Source organism: Paraburkholderia sediminicola (assembly GCF_046027355.1).
GTDB classification, from domain to species: Bacteria; Pseudomonadota; Gammaproteobacteria; order Burkholderiales; family Burkholderiaceae; genus Paraburkholderia; species Paraburkholderia sediminicola_B.
In genome coordinates, this window is the sequence record NZ_JAQQEK010000001.1 from 667,302 (window position 1) to 682,952 (window position 15,651).

Below are 15,651 nucleotides of genomic sequence, written 5' to 3' on the forward strand. Positions count from 1 at the left end.
GGCGGGACCATGAAGCCGTGGCGCGGCGCGGTGTGGCGCCAGCGTGCGAGCCGTCCTGCCGAGCCCTCGGCCGTCCTCCGAAACCAATAAAAACGCGCGATGAAACCTGCCACGTCCCGCTATCTGCGCATCGCCGGCGCGTCGATCATCGTATCGATCAGTGCGGCGCTCAGCGGTTGCGTGAGCGTCGGCCCGGATTTCAAACAGCCGCAAGCGACGCTCGAAAACCAGTGGCTCGAAAGTTTGCCCGGCGAGGCGCACGCCGCGCCGGCCGCGCAAGCGGCCTGGTGGACCGCGTTCAACGATCCCGTGCTCACCGCGCTGGAGCAGCGCGCGTATGAGCGCAACCTGTCGCTGCAAGTGGCCGGCCTGCACATCTTCAAGGCGCGCGCGCAACTCGCGACCAGCGCGGAGAATCTGCTGCCGCAGTCGGGCAGCGTGTCCGTGGGCGCCGACCATATCAATACGAGCGGCGTCGGCCCGATTCCGCCGACCCATCTGTGGGCCGAGCACTTGCGCGTGAATGCCGGCTGGGAGATCGACTTCTGGGGCAAATATCGCCGGCAGATCGAATCGGACCGCGCGCAATTGCGCGTGTCGGAAGCCGCGTATGACAACGCGCTGGTGTCGCTGTTCGGCGACGTCGCCAATGCCTATATCGATCTGCGTGCGCTCGAACAACGCATCGTCGTCGCGCAACAGAATCTGAAGTCGGTCCAGCAGAGTCTCACGCTGACCCAGGCGCGCTACAAGCGCGGTGCGTCGAGCCAGCTCGATGTCGAACAGGCCGCCACGCTGGTGGCGGAAACCGAGGCGCAGATTCCGCCGCTCATCAAGGCGCGCGCGCAGGACCGCGACACGCTTGCCGTGCTGCTCGCCGATCCGCCCGACGCCGTCGACGCGCAACTCAAAGGCAGCAGCGCGATCCCCGTGCCGCCGACGCAGATCGATGTCGGCATCCCCGCTGATCTGCTGCGGCGCCGGCCCGACGTGCGCCAGGCCGCGCTCAATGCGGCGGCGCAATCGGCGCTGATCGGCGCGGCCAAGGCGAAGCTGTATCCGTCCTTGTCGTTGACGGGCTTGTTCGGGCTGTCGTCGGGCGAACAGCACGGCATTGGACTGTCGCAATGGGGCAGCAAGACCATCGGCCTCTTTTCCGCCGGCATTACGCTGCCGATCCTCGATCGCGGTCAACTGAAAAACGCCGTGCGGATTCAGGACGCGACCTTTCAGGAGGCCGTGCTCGACTATCAGAACACGGTGCTGCAAGCGCAGAAAGAAGTAGAAGACGCGATTGCCGGACTGCGCACCACGCTCGACGCGCTGGCCGCGTCGGCGCGCGCGTCGGATGCGTCGCAGCGCGCGCTGCGGCTCGCTAACGCGCAGTATCGCTCGGGCTCGGTCACGTACGACACGGTGCTCGACGCCTCGCGTTCCGTGTTGCGCGACGGCGATTCGCTCGCGCAGAACCAGGGGCTTGCGGCGATCGCCGCGGTGGCGCTGTATCGCGCGCTCGGCGGAGGCTGGGAGGTCGCGCAAGGGCAGCAGGTGGTGAGCGAACAGATTGCCGAACAGATGGCGCGGCGCACGGATTGGGGCCGCTTGTTGAACCCGCCCGCGAATTCCGCGTTGGCGCGCGCGAGCGGAGGCGAGCCGGAGAATGGGAAATAAGAACATGGCAGATAAGAGCCTGATAATCAGACGTGTCGGGGTGGGGATTTGCATCGTGCTTGGCATCGCGCTGGCCGCCTGCCGCGACGGCAACGCGCCGGCCGCCCAGAATGCGCCCTTGCCGCAAGTCAGCGTGATGCGGCCGCAGCCGCGCGAGGTGCGCGAGCAGCTCGATCTGAGTGGCACGGTCGCGCCTTCGGCCACCGTCACGCTGGTGGCGCGCGTGCAGGGCGTGCTGAAGGAAATCGGTTTCAGCGACGGCGCCAACGTCAAGCAGGGGCAGTTGCTGTTCCGCATCGAGCCGGACACGTACCGCGCGCAGCTCACTTACGACCAGGCCGAACTCGTCAACGCCGAACAGGAATTGACGCGCCAGAAGCAGCTCACGTCCGATAACGCGACCTCCGAGTCGACGTTGCAGAAAGCGCAGACCACGCGCGACCAGGCGCTCGCCAAACGCGATATGTCGCGCATCAATCTCGGCTACACGGAGATTCGCGCGCCGTTTGCGGGGCGCATCGGTGCGCGTTCATTCGACGTCGGCAATCTGGTGGGCGCGTCCGATTCGACCAAGCTCGCCACGCTGGATCGCATCCAGCCGGTGTACGTGAATTTCACACTGAACGAACGTGACGCGAACCGCATCGGCCTATTCACGAAGCCGCCCCGCACGGTGCGGGTGAACGTGCTCGGCGCGCCGGCTGGCAAGAGCGAGGACGCCGCGTTGGAATTCGTCGATACGCGGGTCGACTCCAACAGCGGCGCGATCAGGCTGCGCGCGGACATCGCCAATCCAGACGCGCATCTGATTCCGGGCATGTCGGTCGAAGTGCATATTCCCGCCGGCGCACCGCAAAACGTGTTGCTGGTGCCCGATACCGCATTGCTGCGCGAGCAGGCCGGCGCCTTCGTGCTGGTCGTGAACAGCGCGAGTGTGATCGAGAAACGCGCGGTGATGACCGGCGGACTGTACGGCTCGCTGCGTGCCATTACGTCGGGCCTGAACGCCAACGATCAGGTCGTGACGGGCGGCGCGCTGGCGGTAGCGCCGGGCACCAGGGTGCAGGTGGCGGCCGCTGCGGCGCAGGGCGAGTCATGATCCGCTTCTTCGTCGAGCGGCCGGTCCTCGCCAATGTGATCGCGCTGATCGTGATGCTGCTCGGCGCCGTGGCGCTGATCAACCTGCCGATCGCGCAATATCCGCCCATCACGCCGCCGACAGTGCAAGTGGTGGCGCGCTTTCCCGGCGCCAGCGCCGCGCCGCTGATCGACCGCGTGGCGCTGCCGATCGAGACGCAGGTCAACGGCGTGGAAAACGCGCTATACATGCAGTCGACCAGCACCAACGACGGCACCTACACGCTCACGGTCACCTTCGCCGTCGGCACGGATGTCGACAAGGCGCAGGTGCTGGTGCAAAACCGCGTGTCGGCGGCGACCGCGCAACTGCCGCAAGCGGTGCAGCAGCAGGGCGTGACCGTGCGCAAGCGTTCGACCGCGATCCTGCAGCTCTACACGCTGCAATCGCCGGATCCGAAATACGATTCGCTGTTTCTGAGCAACTACGCGGTGATCTATCTGCGCGACACGCTCGCGCGTTTGCCGGGCGTGGGCGACGTGACCGTATTCGGCACCGGGCAATACAGCATGCGCGTGTGGCTCGATCCGCAGAAGTTGAGCGAGCGCAATCTGACTGCCGCCGACGTAATGAACGCGATCCAGAGCCAGAGCAAGGACGTGAGCGCGGGCCAGCTCGGTTCCGAGCCGAACTCGGGTGGCCAGGCGTTCCAGCTCACGGTGACGATGCACGGCGCACTTTCCGACCCGCACGAATTCGACGACATCATTGTCAAGGCCGATCCGGACAACGGCGGCCATTTCGTGCGGATTCGCGATGTGGGACACACCGAACTCGGCTCGTCCAGTTATGGTCAGTTCTTCAATCTCGACGGCAAGCCGGCCGCGGGCATCGCTATTTATCAGTTACCCGAAGCGAATGCGCTGGAGGTCGGCAATGCGGTGAAGGCGACCATGGCGCGTCTTGCGAAAGACATGCCGAAGGGCGTCAGTTACCAGTTGCCGTTCGACACGACCACCTTCGTGCGGCAATCGGTGATCGACGTCTACAAGACGCTGTTCGAAGCGGCCTTGCTCGTGCTCGCGGTGATCCTGCTTTTTTTGCAGAACTGGCGCGCGATGCTGGTGCCGGCCACGACGATTCCGGTGACCATCATCGGCACGTTCGGTGCGATCTATATGCTCGGCTTCTCGATTAACCTGCTGACCTTGTTCGCGATCGTGCTGGCCATCGGCATCGTGGTGGACGACGCGATCGTGGTGGTCGAAGGCATCACGCAGCATATTGAACAGGGCAAGACGCCGAAGCAGGCCGCTATCGACGCGATGCATGAATTGCTCGGGCCGATCGTCGGCATCACGCTGGTGCTGATTTCCGTGTTTCTGCCGTCGGCGTTTCTCGGCGGCGTGACCGGGCAGATGTATCGTCAATTTGCCTTGGTGGTTGTCGCAACGACGGTGATCAGCGCGATCAACGCGGTTACGCTCAAGCCGGTGCAAAGCGTGCGCTGGTTGCGGCACGCGCGGCCCGGCAAGCCGAATATCGTGTATCGCGTGTTCGACAAGGGTTACGCCCGCGTCGAAAAGAGCTACGTGCGGGTGGTTTCGTGGTTCGTCGCGCGCTGCGGGCTTGCGCTCACACTCGCGCTGGTGCTCGGCGCGGGCTCTGCTTTTCTGCTGACGCGCATTCCCACCAGCTTCATTCCGCTCGAAGATCAGGGCTATGTGCTGATCGCCGCGCAACTCGCCGACGCCGCTTCGCTCGGACGCACGCGCGAGGCGAGCACGCAGATCGAGAAGCGGATCGGCGCGATTCCGGGTGTGAGTCACGTGGTGTCGATTGGCGGCATCTCGCCTTTGGACAACAACGCGTCGCTGCCGAATTCCGCGCTGATCTACGTGACGCTCGACGACTGGAGCAAACGCGGCAACGGCGAAGACCTGCGCTCGTTATATCTGCGCATGAATAGCGAACTGGCGAAGCTGCCCGACATCCGCTCCGTGGTGATCGTGCCGCCGCCAATCCAAGGCCTCGGCAACAGCGGCGGTGTGCAAATGCAGGTCATGCTGAACGACGGCTCGCAGAACTATCAGCGTCTGCAGGACGCCACCGATGCGCTGATCGCAGGCGTCTCAAAGCGGCCCGAACTGCAGCGCGTGTTCAGCCCGTTCCGCGCTTCGGTGCCGACCGTCGAACTCACGCTCGATCGCGCCAAGGCGGAGTCTTTGCAAGTGCCGGTCGGCAATGTGTTCGATCTGCTGCAAGACTACGTCGGGTCGAGCTACGTGAACCAGTTCACGACCTTCAACCATACGTTCCCGGTGTTCGTGCAGGCCGACGGTGCATTTCGCCGCGAGACCGACGACATTCGCCGCCTGCAGATTCGCAGCAATAGCGGCCATATGGTCGAGTTGGGCACGTTCATCGACGCGCATACGAGCGTCGGCCCGGCGGTGGCGACGCTGTACAACCTCGCGCCGGCCGCCGCCATCAACGGCAATCCGGCGGCGGGCTACAGCACGGGCGACGCGATCAAGGCGTTCGAACAGGAAGCCGCGCGCATTCTGCCGGCGGGCATCGGCTACGAGTGGACCGCGATGTCGTATCAGGAGAAGCTGGTCGGCAATTCCGCGTACTGGGTGTTCGCCGTGGGCGTGTTGCTGGTGTTCTGCGTGCTGGCCGCGCAATACGAGAGCTGGCTGCTGCCGGTCGCCGTGGTGCTGGCGGTGCCGCTGGCCTTGCTCGGCACCGCGGGCACGCTTGCCGCGCTCGGCGCCGCCAACAATCTGTACACGCAGATCGGTCTCGTGCTGCTGATCGCGCTGTCGGCGAAGAATGCGATTCTGATCGTCGAATTCGCGCGGCATCTGCGCGTGCAGGGCGTCGGCATCGCCGAGGCCGCGATTGAAGCCGCGCGCCTGCGGTTCCGGCCGATCATGATGACCTCGTTCGCGTTCATTCTCGGCGTGGTGCCGCTCGTGATCGCCACCGGCGCGAGTGCGAGTGCGCGCCGCTCGCTCGGGATTGCGGTATTTTCGGGGATGCTCGCTTCCACCTGCATCGCCGTGTTGTTCATTCCGTCGTTCTACGTGCTGTTGCAGCGTCTGGGCGAGCGGCACGCGGCACGGAAAACGCCGCCCGACGCCTAGCCTGAATCGAGGAGCCTTCGCATGGATCGCCCCGCCAAAATCATCGTGCTCGACGACGAAGTCGAATTGCGCAACATGCTGCAGCGCTTTCTGCGCAGCCACGGCTTCGACGTGCGAGTCGCCGAGGACGGCAAGCGCCTCGACCGCTACCTGGAGCGCGAGCCCTTCGATCTACTGGTGCTCGATCTGATGATCGGCGAAGAGGACGGCCTCGCCATCTGCGCCCGCTTGCGCGAGCAGGGCCAGACCTTGCCGATCTTGATGCTGACCGCGAAGGGCGATCCGCTCGACCGGGTGGTCGGTCTCGAAACCGGCGCCGACGACTATCTCGCCAAACCGTTCCTTCCGCGCGAGTTGGTGGCGCGCATCAACGCGCTGCTGCGCCGCCAGAAGATGGCCTCGGGCGAGGTCACCGTGACCTCGCAAAGCGTGCGCTTCGGCGATTTCTCGCTCGATGTCGGCAAGCAACAGCTGTCGCGCGCGGGCGAGCTGCTGGACATTCACTCGGCGCAGATGTTGCTGCTGGTCGCGCTGGCGTCGTCGCCGAACCGGCCGGTGAGCCGCGACAATCTGCTGGCTCGCGCGCGGGGCCGCGAGCACGATGCGCTCGATCGCAGCATCGACGTGCAGGTGCTGCGGCTCAGGCAGATCGTCGAGGACGATCCGTCCAAGCCGCGCTTCATCAAGACTGTGTGGGGCGTGGGCTACATGCTGGTCGCGGACGTCGACTCATGACGCGCTCTCTGCTGCACAGGTTGCTGCCGAGAACGCTGCTGGCGCGCAATATCGCGCTGCTGATCGCGCTCGTGATGCTGAGCCAGGTGTGCTCGCTCGCCGTGTTGCTGCATTATGTGCAGCGGCCGAGGGTCGAGCGCGCGGCGGCCGTGTTCGCCACCTATGTGACCACACTCGACAACCTGCTCGCGGCCACGCCGCCCAACGCGCGCCGAGAATTGACGACGCGCCTCGACGTGCGCGCACAGGTTCCGGACGAAGCCGTCGCCGCGCCGCCGCCGAGTTTCATGGGCGCGTATCGCGTTTATCAGCGCGGCATCTTTCTCGAGAGCTTGCGCGCGCATCTGCCCGCCGACATGCCGACGCGTTGGCAACTGGTGGGCGGCCAGCGCCTATGGATCCGCATGCACGCGCCGGCCGACGCCCCGCAAGCGCCGTACTGGATCGCGCTGCCGATTCCCGAAGACGCGCAGGGCAACGGACTCGACGCCGCGATCGTGCTGTCGCTCGGGCTCGGCGCGCTGGCGGCGTTGACCGGTTACGTGATCCAGCGCCACCTGAACCAGCCGCTCCAGCAACTGACGCGGGCGGCGCGCCGCGTGAGCGCCGGCGAAACGCCCGCCCCATTGCCGACCGACGGCCCCATCGAAATCGCCGCGGTGAGCGGCGCCTTCAATCAGATGACGCAGGCGCTGCAGCAAGCCGAGGCGACGCGCGCGCTGATGCTCGCCGGCATCTCGCACGACATTCGCACGCCGCTCACCAAGCTGCGCCTTTCGATGGCCATGGCGATGCCCAACGGCAGCGACAGCAGCTTCGTGATCGCCGCCGAATCGTATCTGGACCAGATCGAAACGATCTTGCAGCAGTTCATGGATTACGCGGGCAGCGGTGAGCGCGAGCAGCCGGAGCCCGGCAATCTGAATGCGTTGATCGAACGGCTGGCGGGCGACTTCGCGGGGCTGGGGCACGAGTTCGAGTTGTCGCTCGCGAATTTGCCGGCCGTGCCGTACCGGCCGATCAGCATGATGCGTCTGCTGATGAACCTGATGCAGAACGCGATCGTGTACGGCGGAACCGGACTGGCGGTGCGAAGCTGGGCCACGCCCGAGGCGGTGTATGTCGCGGTCGGCGATCGCGGCAAAGGTCTTTCAGCGCAGGAGTTGGAGCAACTGAAAGCGCCGTTTCAGCGCGGGCGCAATGCGCGTTCGCATAGCGGCGGCACCGGTTTGGGACTGGCGATTGTCGAGCGAATCGCGCGGCTGCATGGCGGCAGTCTGGAGTTTCATGCGCGCGAGGGTGGCGGGCTGGAGGTGTGGGTGGTGTTGCCCCTTAGCGCCTCGACGCGCTAGACGCGGACGCTGCGAGGCGTCCCGCTGCTGGGCATTCTTCGTTCACTTCCGATCGAACCATGCATCCAGCCCGACCCGGAACGCCACGCCCGCGATCACCGGCACGGTCAGCATGAGGATGATGCCGAAGTTCGGAATCTCGTCGCCGTACGTAATCGGACCATAAAGCACGACGGTCGCCACGACCGCGAAGACCACGATGCCGACGGCCACCATCAGAAGATTGCGCGCGGCGATGGGCATGACCTTGCGCGGGGCCTTGTGCGGCGTGGTGCCGGCAGCGGGGACTTTGTCGGGTTGGACGGGCATGATGGTTCTCGTGACGAAAGGAGCAGCGTGAGGAGCACCGGTGTACCGAACTCCACGGAAGGCGCGATGGGCATCATACCAGGGCGCGTGCGTGCCGCGCATTTCACGCCGCGCCGACCACCAATCCCGCGGCCACGATCGCCAGCACCAGTGCGGCAATCGCGCTGAACCGGTAATCCCGTTGATGCAGGAACACGCCTAACATCAATATAAGCCGCATTACCGGCAGCAGGATAAAAAGCGCGATGCCGGCGGTCACGACGGACATCCCGGCCGACGTCGATTGACCGGCGCTCTGGGTCCGCATGGCGGCCAGGGCGATGGCGAGGCCGAGCGCGATCGTGCCCGTCGCGATCCATGTGCCGTAATGCAGCAGCGCCGCCAGCCAGTGTTCGAGCCGCGCGCCGGCCCGCGCGAAGCGGCTCATGCCGACGCTCCGAACAGGCGCACGTTGAAGGCTTCGAGCAGCATTTGCACGGCGAGCGCCGCGAGCACCGCGACGAACAGCACGCGCAGCCTGTCGTTGGAGACGCGCATGAGCACGCGCGCGCCGAGCAACGCGCCGGCCACCGAGCCCAAGGCCACCGGACCGGCGATTGCGGTGACGATCTCGCCGCGCAGAAAGTACGCGCCGGCGCTCGCCGCTGCCGTCACGCCGATCATGAAGTTCGAGGTCGCCGACGAGACCTTGATCGGCAGACGCAGGGCGGTATCCATCGCGGGAATCTTGAGGACGCCGCTGCCAATGCCAAGCAGCGCCGAAATCAAACCCGCTCCGTACATCAGCGAAAGGCCCAACGGCACGCGCTGCACACGGTACGCGACGTCGTGTCCGAGCGCGCGGTCCGGATAGCTCGAATCCAGCCGTAACGAGGCGCCCCATGAGTCGGCGCCGGGCATGTCGGCGGCTGCGGCGACGGTCGCCGGATCGGTGCGCCGCGCGAGCATTTGCTGCGCCGACAACAGCAGGATCACGGCGAAGATGAAGTACAGCACGGGTACGGGAATCAGCCCGCTCAGCAGCACGCCGGACAGCGCGCCGAGCGTGGTCGCCGTTTCCAGCACGAGCGCGAGCCGGACGTTGGTCAGGCGTCCGCGCAGGAAGGGAGCCGCGCCACCGCACGAACAGGCGATCACCGACACGATGCTGGCGCCGATCGCGACGTGGATATCGACGTGGCCGAACATGGTCAGGACCGGCACGATGAAAATGCCGCTCGCCATGCCGAGCATGCCGCCCAGCGCGCTCGCACCGAGCGACACCGCGAACAGCCATAACGTGTAGTGCAGATCCATCGCCGCCGCGCCCGTCATTGACCGCGCGGCTTGCGCCGCGCGAGGCGGGTCACGAACTGGATCTGGTCGCCGCGGTAGTAGAGCTTTTCATAGTCGACGGGACGGTTGCCGTCGCCGTACGAGGTGCGCTCGATCAGGAAGATCGGGCTGCCGGGCGCGATGTCGAGCGCCCGCGCGATGGCCTTGTCGGCGGCGATCGCTTCGAGCCGGTATTCCGCCTCGATCAGCGGCATGCCGTACTTTTGCTCGAGCAGGGTAAAGATCGGCTCGGCTTCCAGATCGTCTTCCATGATCTTTTCGCCGATGTCTTGCGGCAGCCAGGTTTCGTCGAACGAGAGCGGCGTGCCGTCGGCGATGCGCACGCGCCGGATGTGCACGACCGGCGTGCCGGGTTCGAGCGACAGCTTGCCGGCCACCGCTTCGCTGGCCTTTTCGATCTGCTTGCCGACCAGCCGGGCAGTTGGATGACGGCCGTGCGCGCGCATGTCCTCGACGAAGCCGCTCAGTTCGGTAAGCGGCTGGGTCAGGCGCGGTTGGGTGACGAAAGTGCCCTTGCCACGGCGGATTTCGATCAGGCCGCGCGCGATCAGGTTCTGCACCGTCTTCTGCAGGGTGGTGCGGCTGATGTTGAAGCTGGCGAGCAGGCTGGCTTCGTTGGGTAGCTGGGTGCCCGGCGGATAGGTGCCGTCGGCGATGCGCGCGGCGAGGGTCGCTTCAACTTGGGCGTAGAGAGGGAGCTGGTTGCTGCGGTCGGTGGTCATGTGAGACATCATGACGTCATGATGTCTTGGTGTCAAGGTTCGGGGTTGGGAGTTGCCGTTGGTGCGTAGCGGCGATCGTCGTGAGGTCGAGGCTGAAGGGATTTGACCGATAAGCGGATTACGCTCGCCAGGCTACTACTCACGATCCGTCCAAGCTCCCAGCGGGCACGCGCTGGAAGGACGTGCTCACGCCGAGGAAGACGCGGTCCGTGGCGGGACACCGAATACGAGTGAGAAGAAGCGGCAGAAACGGTCCCCGCAACCTCTGCCACTGATCGTGCCATCGCAGCACGGTCTCTGAAAACATAACGCCCCGGCGTCTCCGTTATCGGAGGCCCGGGGCGATTTTCATTGGCTCAGGTTATTCTGCAATGCGTTTGAAACTGGCGTAGTAGTTGTCGGTGTAGTAGCAGTCGCCGGTCTGCTTGCGCGGTCCACCACATACAATGCGGCGCTGCCCGCGATCCGCCGAGCCAGGCGTGCGAACTGTGTATGCGTGGTAGTAGCCGCGCGGATGCTGCGGCAGCAACGCCGCGCTGTTGCGGAACAAGACACCGTCCTCGGCAAAAGGGAAAGGGCCGCCCGCTTTGATCAGACGCAGTGTTTCGGCTGCTTCCCCCGGCAACTGCGCCTTGGTGACGGCGGCCGGCGCGCTCCGCGCCTGCGCGCCCGACGCGGCGGGTGTGTCGCTCGCGGCTGGCCCAAGCTGACCCGGCACCTGACTCGCGGACGCGCCGGGTTCCTGAGTCGTGTTTTGCGATCCGTCCTTGCCGCATCCGCCGAGGATCGCGGTCAAGGCGAGGATGCAGGAAAAAGCCCACGCTCGCTTCACGAAACGGTTGTCTCCGGGTTGAGCAGCATTCGACGACCATGAACGATTTAAGGGTATCGCTAATGGCAGAGTGAATCAATGTTCGGCCGGAAATAGGATTTTTTTACGCGACAGCCAGGCCGATCCACGGTTCTCGGCGTTCGAGAAGTATGCAAATCAAGCAGATTGCGGCGAGGCTCGTTTTATCGTCGAGTTGCTTCGAGAAACTTATGTGATGAAGGCTCGAAAGATCCGTTGGCCTTGGGCGTGTCTGGAGCGGCAGTCGACCCCTAACCGTCTTTCGGACTAGCACCTCGGCGAGGTCGGATCGCGTCTAACAGATCAGAGATGGCGCCCATTCCTCGGCGACGCTGGGCTTCGTCGAGGTGCATCCATACTGCAGTAACCAAGACAGTACTGAATGTGTCCGCTTTCGCCCGGACGAGGCAAAGTTCTGGAAGACTGTCGTCGAGCCAGGCGGCGTTGGAAGCCGGATAGAAGTTGATCGCGGCAGCGCGCAGTTCGTCGACGGGCTCAACCGCTACCACCGAGTGTCCCATCGCTGCCAATGCGGCAGCGTCGCGGCCCATGCCGGCCCCCACGTCGAGGACGCGCGAAGGCGCCCTCGGTATCAGATGCAGAACTGGTCGGTGGTGGTCTCGGAACGAGATTTTGCGCCATTCGTTAGCCAGGGCGGCGGCAGACTCGGCATAACCTTCGGTTCCGGGAACGTCGATCGACATGATGAGTATTGGATTATCTAACCGGCCGTTTGTCGACGATCCGGACCGAGGTGTCGAATGAATGTTCCTGGCCGCGTGCAGCCCGAGAGCGGCCAGGTCGATCGTATCGCTGGAGACCCATAGCGGTCGAGCCGAACCCGGAAGTACGCGGTCGGCCCAAGCAAAACGAGCCTCGACCGATAACTGAACTTCCGTAGACGATCCATCTCTGCCATTCGACGACAGCGTGCCGCTTTGTCTCTTCTTGCACTGAAGCGGTCATGCGCGTCATCGATCACGACCGAGCTAATTCGAATCCTGACGCCCTGCTGTCCCAGGCGGACGATTTACGTCCGTACCTCAGCCCGCCTATCGATGGCGTTGGGCGGGATCTACTTCGCGCGGTACGGTGTAGACGATGTCACGACGCGCTCCGCCAGTACCGGCTTCCATATACCTCTTTTTGGCAATTACAAGCGACCAATCTGGATAGGCTCTTTTGTCAGACAAATACGATAATCTTCGCGATCAAAGGGCTGCAACTTCACTCATGGCGTCACGGCAATCGCACGGCAGGCTCTTTTCAACTCAAAAATTCAGCCTCCGCGTGTATTCATCAATCAGGAGATGGATATGGATTCGAGCACTATTTCTTTCAAGGCAAGTAACGGATTATTTGTTGGCAGAGATGAGAACACGAATCTGATCCTGGCCAGAACGGAAAGCCTGGATGCATTTTGCAAGTTCACGGTTCAAGTGGTAGCGCCCGGCAAGATCACGTTACTTGGAGATAATGGGCTTTATCTCTCAAGGACCCACGAAGATTTTGCATTTTCAGGCGGCGACTGCATTTGGGCCGGGAAAAAGAGTGTTGATGAGACTTGCGTATTTTCGTACCAGGACACCCCCGCCTCTCCGTCCGTGGTGCTGAAGGCGGATAACGGACTCTATATTTCCCTTTGGTCAGCTCAGGACGTTGAAGACGCTCTCGCTCCGACAAAGAAGGATATCGACCCGTCTTGCTACTTCCAGTTGATTGGATCCATTCCTGGCTCCAACGTCCGGGACGGTACTTTCAAACTCCCGCCGAATACGAGGTTTGGTGTGACCGGGCTTGTGAACTCGACCGCAGCTCAGGAAATCGACGTCTTCATCGGCGATGATCCGAAGCCCCACACCCTGACTGGCAAGCCGGGGACCCAAGACGGTCAAATGGGCACCATAATCCTCGAGTCGGACGCTACCGGCCACGTCCGCTTGACGGTGACGGCAAACGGCAAGCAGTCAAAGCTGATGTCGCGTCAGGTCGATCTGAATCAGACAATCTACTTCGGCCTCCTAGGCGCGGAAGATGGCACTGATAACGACTACAACGACTGTATCGCGATTCTTAACTGGCCTCTTGGGTAGTCACCCAAGCTCACAACGTGGCTCCCTTCATAGCAAAGGCGGCCTAGGCGTAAATATCAATATTGATAGCTATGGCATTGGCATCGATACGCCAAGTTACAGGCGTCCGAAAGGAACATCAACCGGGCCATAACATTAACATCATTCTCCTTTCAACAACCTTGTGGGTGCAAAATGTCTGGCAATCTCTTATATGGCGATACGCTGTATTTATCAAACCAAGCCACCTTTGACGACCCGAAGGCCCCCGGCTATTATTTGGACGTCTATGGGGCCCTGCCATCCAATGGTGGAGTCGGCGCTGTATACGCGGCGCAACCATCGAAGCGAAGCGGAAAATCTGTCACCTGGAAAATAGAGCCTGTTGACCAAACAAAAAACGGAAAGCCAGTAAAGTCGGGCGACGCAATCGTTTTGCGAAGCATGCTGGTAGACAATGAGGAAGTCGTCCTTGCCACTATTGATGGCAATACTGTCCCAGTAAATGAAATTCATTGCGTAGGCGCAGTTCAAAAAAATAACACTTCAATCGATGCGAGATCGAAGTGGAAAATCGGACATACGAATCAAGATGGCTCCGCGCTGAATGATGAAGGTACACCGCTGAACGACGGCGATGCCATCTACCTGTTCAACTGTGCGGACAATGGGTACCTCGACTCATATGACCGCGCTGGTGTTGAGGGCGAGGCTTATTGCGTCTTCACGTCATCGACGCTACCCAGAACGTACAACGGTAATTACCATACCACCTCATGGAAGGTCATCAAGGCGGCATCGGAACAGGCCGGTGGCAACGGTGGTGACGGCAAGGGCAATGGGGGGGAGCGGAACGGGATATTTAATCTGCCCTCAAACACGGCGTTTGGCGTAACGGTGCTCGTGAATTCAGCTGCCGTGCAGACGGTCAGCGTTTTTGTGGATGACGCCTCGAAGCCCAGCGCTACATTCACGGGTTCGGGCACGAAGGACCGAAACCTCCAGACGCAGATTCTGAACTCGGGGAAAGGGAGTGTCCGGGTTATCGTGGAAGCTAACGGGAAGCAGTCCAAGCTTGGATCAAGGCAGGTCGATATTTTTCAGAAGGCCTATTTCGGGCTGGTTGCGTCCGAGGATGGAACCGATGACGACTACAACGACGGCCTTGTGATACTGAACTGGCCACTGGGCTGATCCAAAGCGCAGCACCAGGGAACGGCAGCGCGGACGGCATAGCCGTCCGTTCGCGCTACGTGGCGAGCCCCGGCTCTGACACCTCCCCGCTGTACCTTTTAAGCGGCCGCTGCTGTATAACGCTGCGAATGCTGCAATCCATATCTGACAGGCCTTGCGCCTGTCATTCCACCCCCTGAACTATCGCCGGCCGAGAAGACCCGGCAAAGTGACTTTGAACGGCCCAGTTCGGGCCCAAAGGAGACAGTCATCCTCCTCAAACGCGGTCGCTCAATCCGACGTTGAACACCCTGTATCGTAAGCGATCAATCAATGACGCCCCAACGTTGAGGCACGTCGAGGCGGACTCAATGCAAGTTTGCGTTTGGTTTCGGCGTTATCCCGTGCTGATAGAGCGTAATCTTGAACTGCGCCGGTGCTTTCCCATTTTCATCTTCCGGCATCCGATCAGAGAGTTGGACCGCATTTAGCGCGGCTGCATCCCACTCGACGTTGCCGCTCGACTGAACGATCGTTGCCGACAGCACCTTGCCGTCTGGGGCGCAATTCACCAAAATCACCGTTGGCAGGTCGACGCTACTCCCATGCCATATGAGGTGAGAGCGAACGAGACGCCGGACCTTCTGCGGGTAGAGTTGTTTGGCTGATTTGGCTCCGAACACGAAAGTTGTTTCGACGGGAATGTTCTTGCCGAACAGACCCGGGAAGGGTTTGCAAGCAGCCAGCTGCGACTGGTGCAGCGCAAGATCGTCAAAGTCAGCGTTGCCGGACGTTTGCGAAATCCTAGTGCTTTTTACTGTTCCATTCTCGTCCAAAATCACGTGGACTGCGGCGAGTCCGTACGGGCCTGTCCCGTACGAAGCGTCTGCCGGCAAGCCATACTGGCAAGGTATTTTGTCGGCAGGTACGTACCGCGCAGATGTTGACGCGGCTTCAGGGCCGGCGACCGCGCTCAAGTCGTTTTGCGTGTCTGCCTGTGCAAGTGCGACGACCGCATATAGAGAAAACAGTAATCCTGCAAATCGTTTCATGTTTTGATTTCTTGTCGTATGAACGGTCCGAAATAATAGCGTAACCATCCTATGACGCGGGGTCGGCCACAGGTAACACGAAGCTTGATTCAAACCATGATTTCACCAGATTGTCGACGATTGGCGCCGGTACATCGAACGACGGCTAGTGGC

Annotated in this window: 14 protein-coding genes; 7 read left to right on the forward strand and 7 right to left on the reverse strand. The window is 62.5% G+C overall.

Annotated features, from left to right (window positions below; all coding sequences use genetic code 11):
• Positions 1 to 99 precede the first annotated feature (99 nt).
• From PQR42_RS03100 to PQR42_RS03120, 5 genes are read left to right on the forward strand one after another with little or no spacing between them, the layout of a single operon-like run.
• Positions 100 to 1,671 (forward strand): efflux transporter outer membrane subunit, encoded by a 1,572-nt coding sequence (locus tag PQR42_RS03100; protein ID WP_408208800.1) that lies wholly within the window; start codon positions 100 to 102, stop codon positions 1,669 to 1,671.
• Between the two features lie 4 nt (positions 1,672 to 1,675).
• Positions 1,676 to 2,770 carry an efflux RND transporter periplasmic adaptor subunit gene (locus tag PQR42_RS03105; RefSeq protein ID WP_408387606.1) on the forward strand — a complete coding sequence of 365 codons (1,095 nt, stop codon included), beginning with the start codon at positions 1,676 to 1,678 and terminating at the stop codon, positions 2,768 to 2,770.
• Positions 2,767 to 5,898, forward strand: coding sequence for an efflux RND transporter permease subunit (locus tag PQR42_RS03110; RefSeq protein ID WP_408387607.1), 3,132 nt, complete (start codon positions 2,767 to 2,769; stop codon positions 5,896 to 5,898). The genes PQR42_RS03105 and PQR42_RS03110 overlap by 4 nt, the downstream gene beginning before the upstream one ends.
• Positions 5,899 to 5,919: 21 nt before the next feature.
• Positions 5,920 to 6,633, forward strand: a complete 714-nt coding sequence (locus PQR42_RS03115) for a response regulator (protein ID WP_408208809.1) — start codon at positions 5,920 to 5,922, stop codon at positions 6,631 to 6,633.
• Positions 6,630 to 7,985: an ATP-binding protein gene (locus PQR42_RS03120; protein ID WP_408387608.1), complete on the forward strand. Its 1,356-nt coding sequence runs from the start codon at positions 6,630 to 6,632 to the stop codon at positions 7,983 to 7,985. The genes PQR42_RS03115 and PQR42_RS03120 overlap by 4 nt, the downstream gene beginning before the upstream one ends.
• A gap of 42 nt (positions 7,986 to 8,027) precedes the next feature.
• On the opposite strand, the gene PQR42_RS03125 is transcribed toward PQR42_RS03120, so the two are convergent.
• From PQR42_RS03125 to PQR42_RS03150, 6 genes are all read right to left on the reverse strand, one after another.
• Entirely contained in the window at positions 8,028 to 8,294 is a 267-nt protein-coding gene (locus PQR42_RS03125; protein WP_408208815.1) for a hypothetical protein, read from the reverse strand.
• A 103-nt stretch (positions 8,295 to 8,397) separates the two neighbouring features.
• Positions 8,398 to 8,721: a DUF1634 domain-containing protein gene (locus tag PQR42_RS03130; protein ID WP_408387609.1), complete on the reverse strand. Its 324-nt coding sequence runs from the start codon at positions 8,719 to 8,721 to the stop codon at positions 8,398 to 8,400.
• Positions 8,718 to 9,608 (reverse strand): sulfite exporter TauE/SafE family protein, encoded by an 891-nt coding sequence (locus PQR42_RS03135; RefSeq protein WP_408387610.1) that lies wholly within the window; start codon positions 9,606 to 9,608, stop codon positions 8,718 to 8,720. Before PQR42_RS03135 ends, PQR42_RS03130 begins: the two co-directional genes overlap by 4 nt.
• Entirely contained in the window at positions 9,605 to 10,351 is a 747-nt protein-coding gene (locus PQR42_RS03140) for a GntR family transcriptional regulator (protein ID WP_408387611.1), read from the reverse strand. The genes PQR42_RS03135 and PQR42_RS03140 overlap by 4 nt, the downstream gene beginning before the upstream one ends.
• Positions 10,352 to 10,712: 361 nt before the next feature.
• Entirely contained in the window at positions 10,713 to 11,183 is a 471-nt protein-coding gene (locus PQR42_RS03145; protein WP_408387612.1) for a ribonuclease, read from the reverse strand.
• Positions 11,184 to 11,452: 269 nt separating this feature from the next.
• Complete coding sequence (locus tag PQR42_RS03150) at positions 11,453 to 11,905, reverse strand: class I SAM-dependent methyltransferase (RefSeq protein WP_408387613.1); 453 nt, start codon at positions 11,903 to 11,905, stop codon at positions 11,453 to 11,455.
• A 612-nt stretch (positions 11,906 to 12,517) separates the two neighbouring features.
• Between PQR42_RS03150 and PQR42_RS03155 the strand changes: the two genes are divergently transcribed.
• Both PQR42_RS03155 and PQR42_RS03160 read left to right on the forward strand, forming a co-directional pair.
• Entirely contained in the window at positions 12,518 to 13,294 is a 777-nt protein-coding gene (locus PQR42_RS03155) for a fucose-binding lectin II (RefSeq protein ID WP_408387614.1), read from the forward strand.
• A 174-nt stretch (positions 13,295 to 13,468) separates the two neighbouring features.
• Positions 13,469 to 14,467: a fucose-binding lectin II gene (locus tag PQR42_RS03160; RefSeq protein WP_408387615.1), complete on the forward strand. Its 999-nt coding sequence runs from the start codon at positions 13,469 to 13,471 to the stop codon at positions 14,465 to 14,467.
• A gap of 347 nt (positions 14,468 to 14,814) precedes the next feature.
• Here the strand turns inward: PQR42_RS03160 and PQR42_RS03165 are convergent, their stop codons facing one another.
• Positions 14,815 to 15,498: a TonB family protein gene (locus PQR42_RS03165; protein ID WP_408208839.1), complete on the reverse strand. Its 684-nt coding sequence runs from the start codon at positions 15,496 to 15,498 to the stop codon at positions 14,815 to 14,817.
• Between the last annotated feature and the right edge of the window lie 153 nt (positions 15,499 to 15,651).

Coding starts and splice junctions, on each gene's coding strand:
- PQR42_RS03150 (WP_408387613.1), bottom strand. CDS start 11,905: ATGTCGATCGACGTTCCCGGAACCGAAGGTTATGCCGAGTCTGCCGCC.
- PQR42_RS03115 (WP_408208809.1), top strand. CDS start 5,920: ATGGATCGCCCCGCCAAAATCATCGTGCTCGACGACGAAGTCGAATTG.
- PQR42_RS03165 (WP_408208839.1), bottom strand. CDS start 15,498: ATGAAACGATTTGCAGGATTACTGTTTTCTCTATATGCGGTCGTCGCA.
- PQR42_RS03130 (WP_408387609.1), bottom strand. CDS start 8,721: ATGAGCCGCTTCGCGCGGGCCGGCGCGCGGCTCGAACACTGGCTGGCG.
- PQR42_RS03110 (WP_408387607.1), top strand. CDS start 2,767: ATGATCCGCTTCTTCGTCGAGCGGCCGGTCCTCGCCAATGTGATCGCG.
- PQR42_RS03105 (WP_408387606.1), top strand. CDS start 1,676: ATGGCAGATAAGAGCCTGATAATCAGACGTGTCGGGGTGGGGATTTGC.
- PQR42_RS03120 (WP_408387608.1), top strand. CDS start 6,630: ATGACGCGCTCTCTGCTGCACAGGTTGCTGCCGAGAACGCTGCTGGCG.
- PQR42_RS03160 (WP_408387615.1), top strand. CDS start 13,469: ATGTCTGGCAATCTCTTATATGGCGATACGCTGTATTTATCAAACCAA.
- PQR42_RS03140 (WP_408387611.1), bottom strand. CDS start 10,351: ATGACCACCGACCGCAGCAACCAGCTCCCTCTCTACGCCCAAGTTGAA.
- PQR42_RS03100 (WP_408208800.1), top strand. CDS start 100: ATGAAACCTGCCACGTCCCGCTATCTGCGCATCGCCGGCGCGTCGATC.
- PQR42_RS03155 (WP_408387614.1), top strand. CDS start 12,518: ATGGATTCGAGCACTATTTCTTTCAAGGCAAGTAACGGATTATTTGTT.
- PQR42_RS03135 (WP_408387610.1), bottom strand. CDS start 9,608: ATGACGGGCGCGGCGGCGATGGATCTGCACTACACGTTATGGCTGTTC.
- PQR42_RS03125 (WP_408208815.1), bottom strand. CDS start 8,294: ATGCCCGTCCAACCCGACAAAGTCCCCGCTGCCGGCACCACGCCGCAC.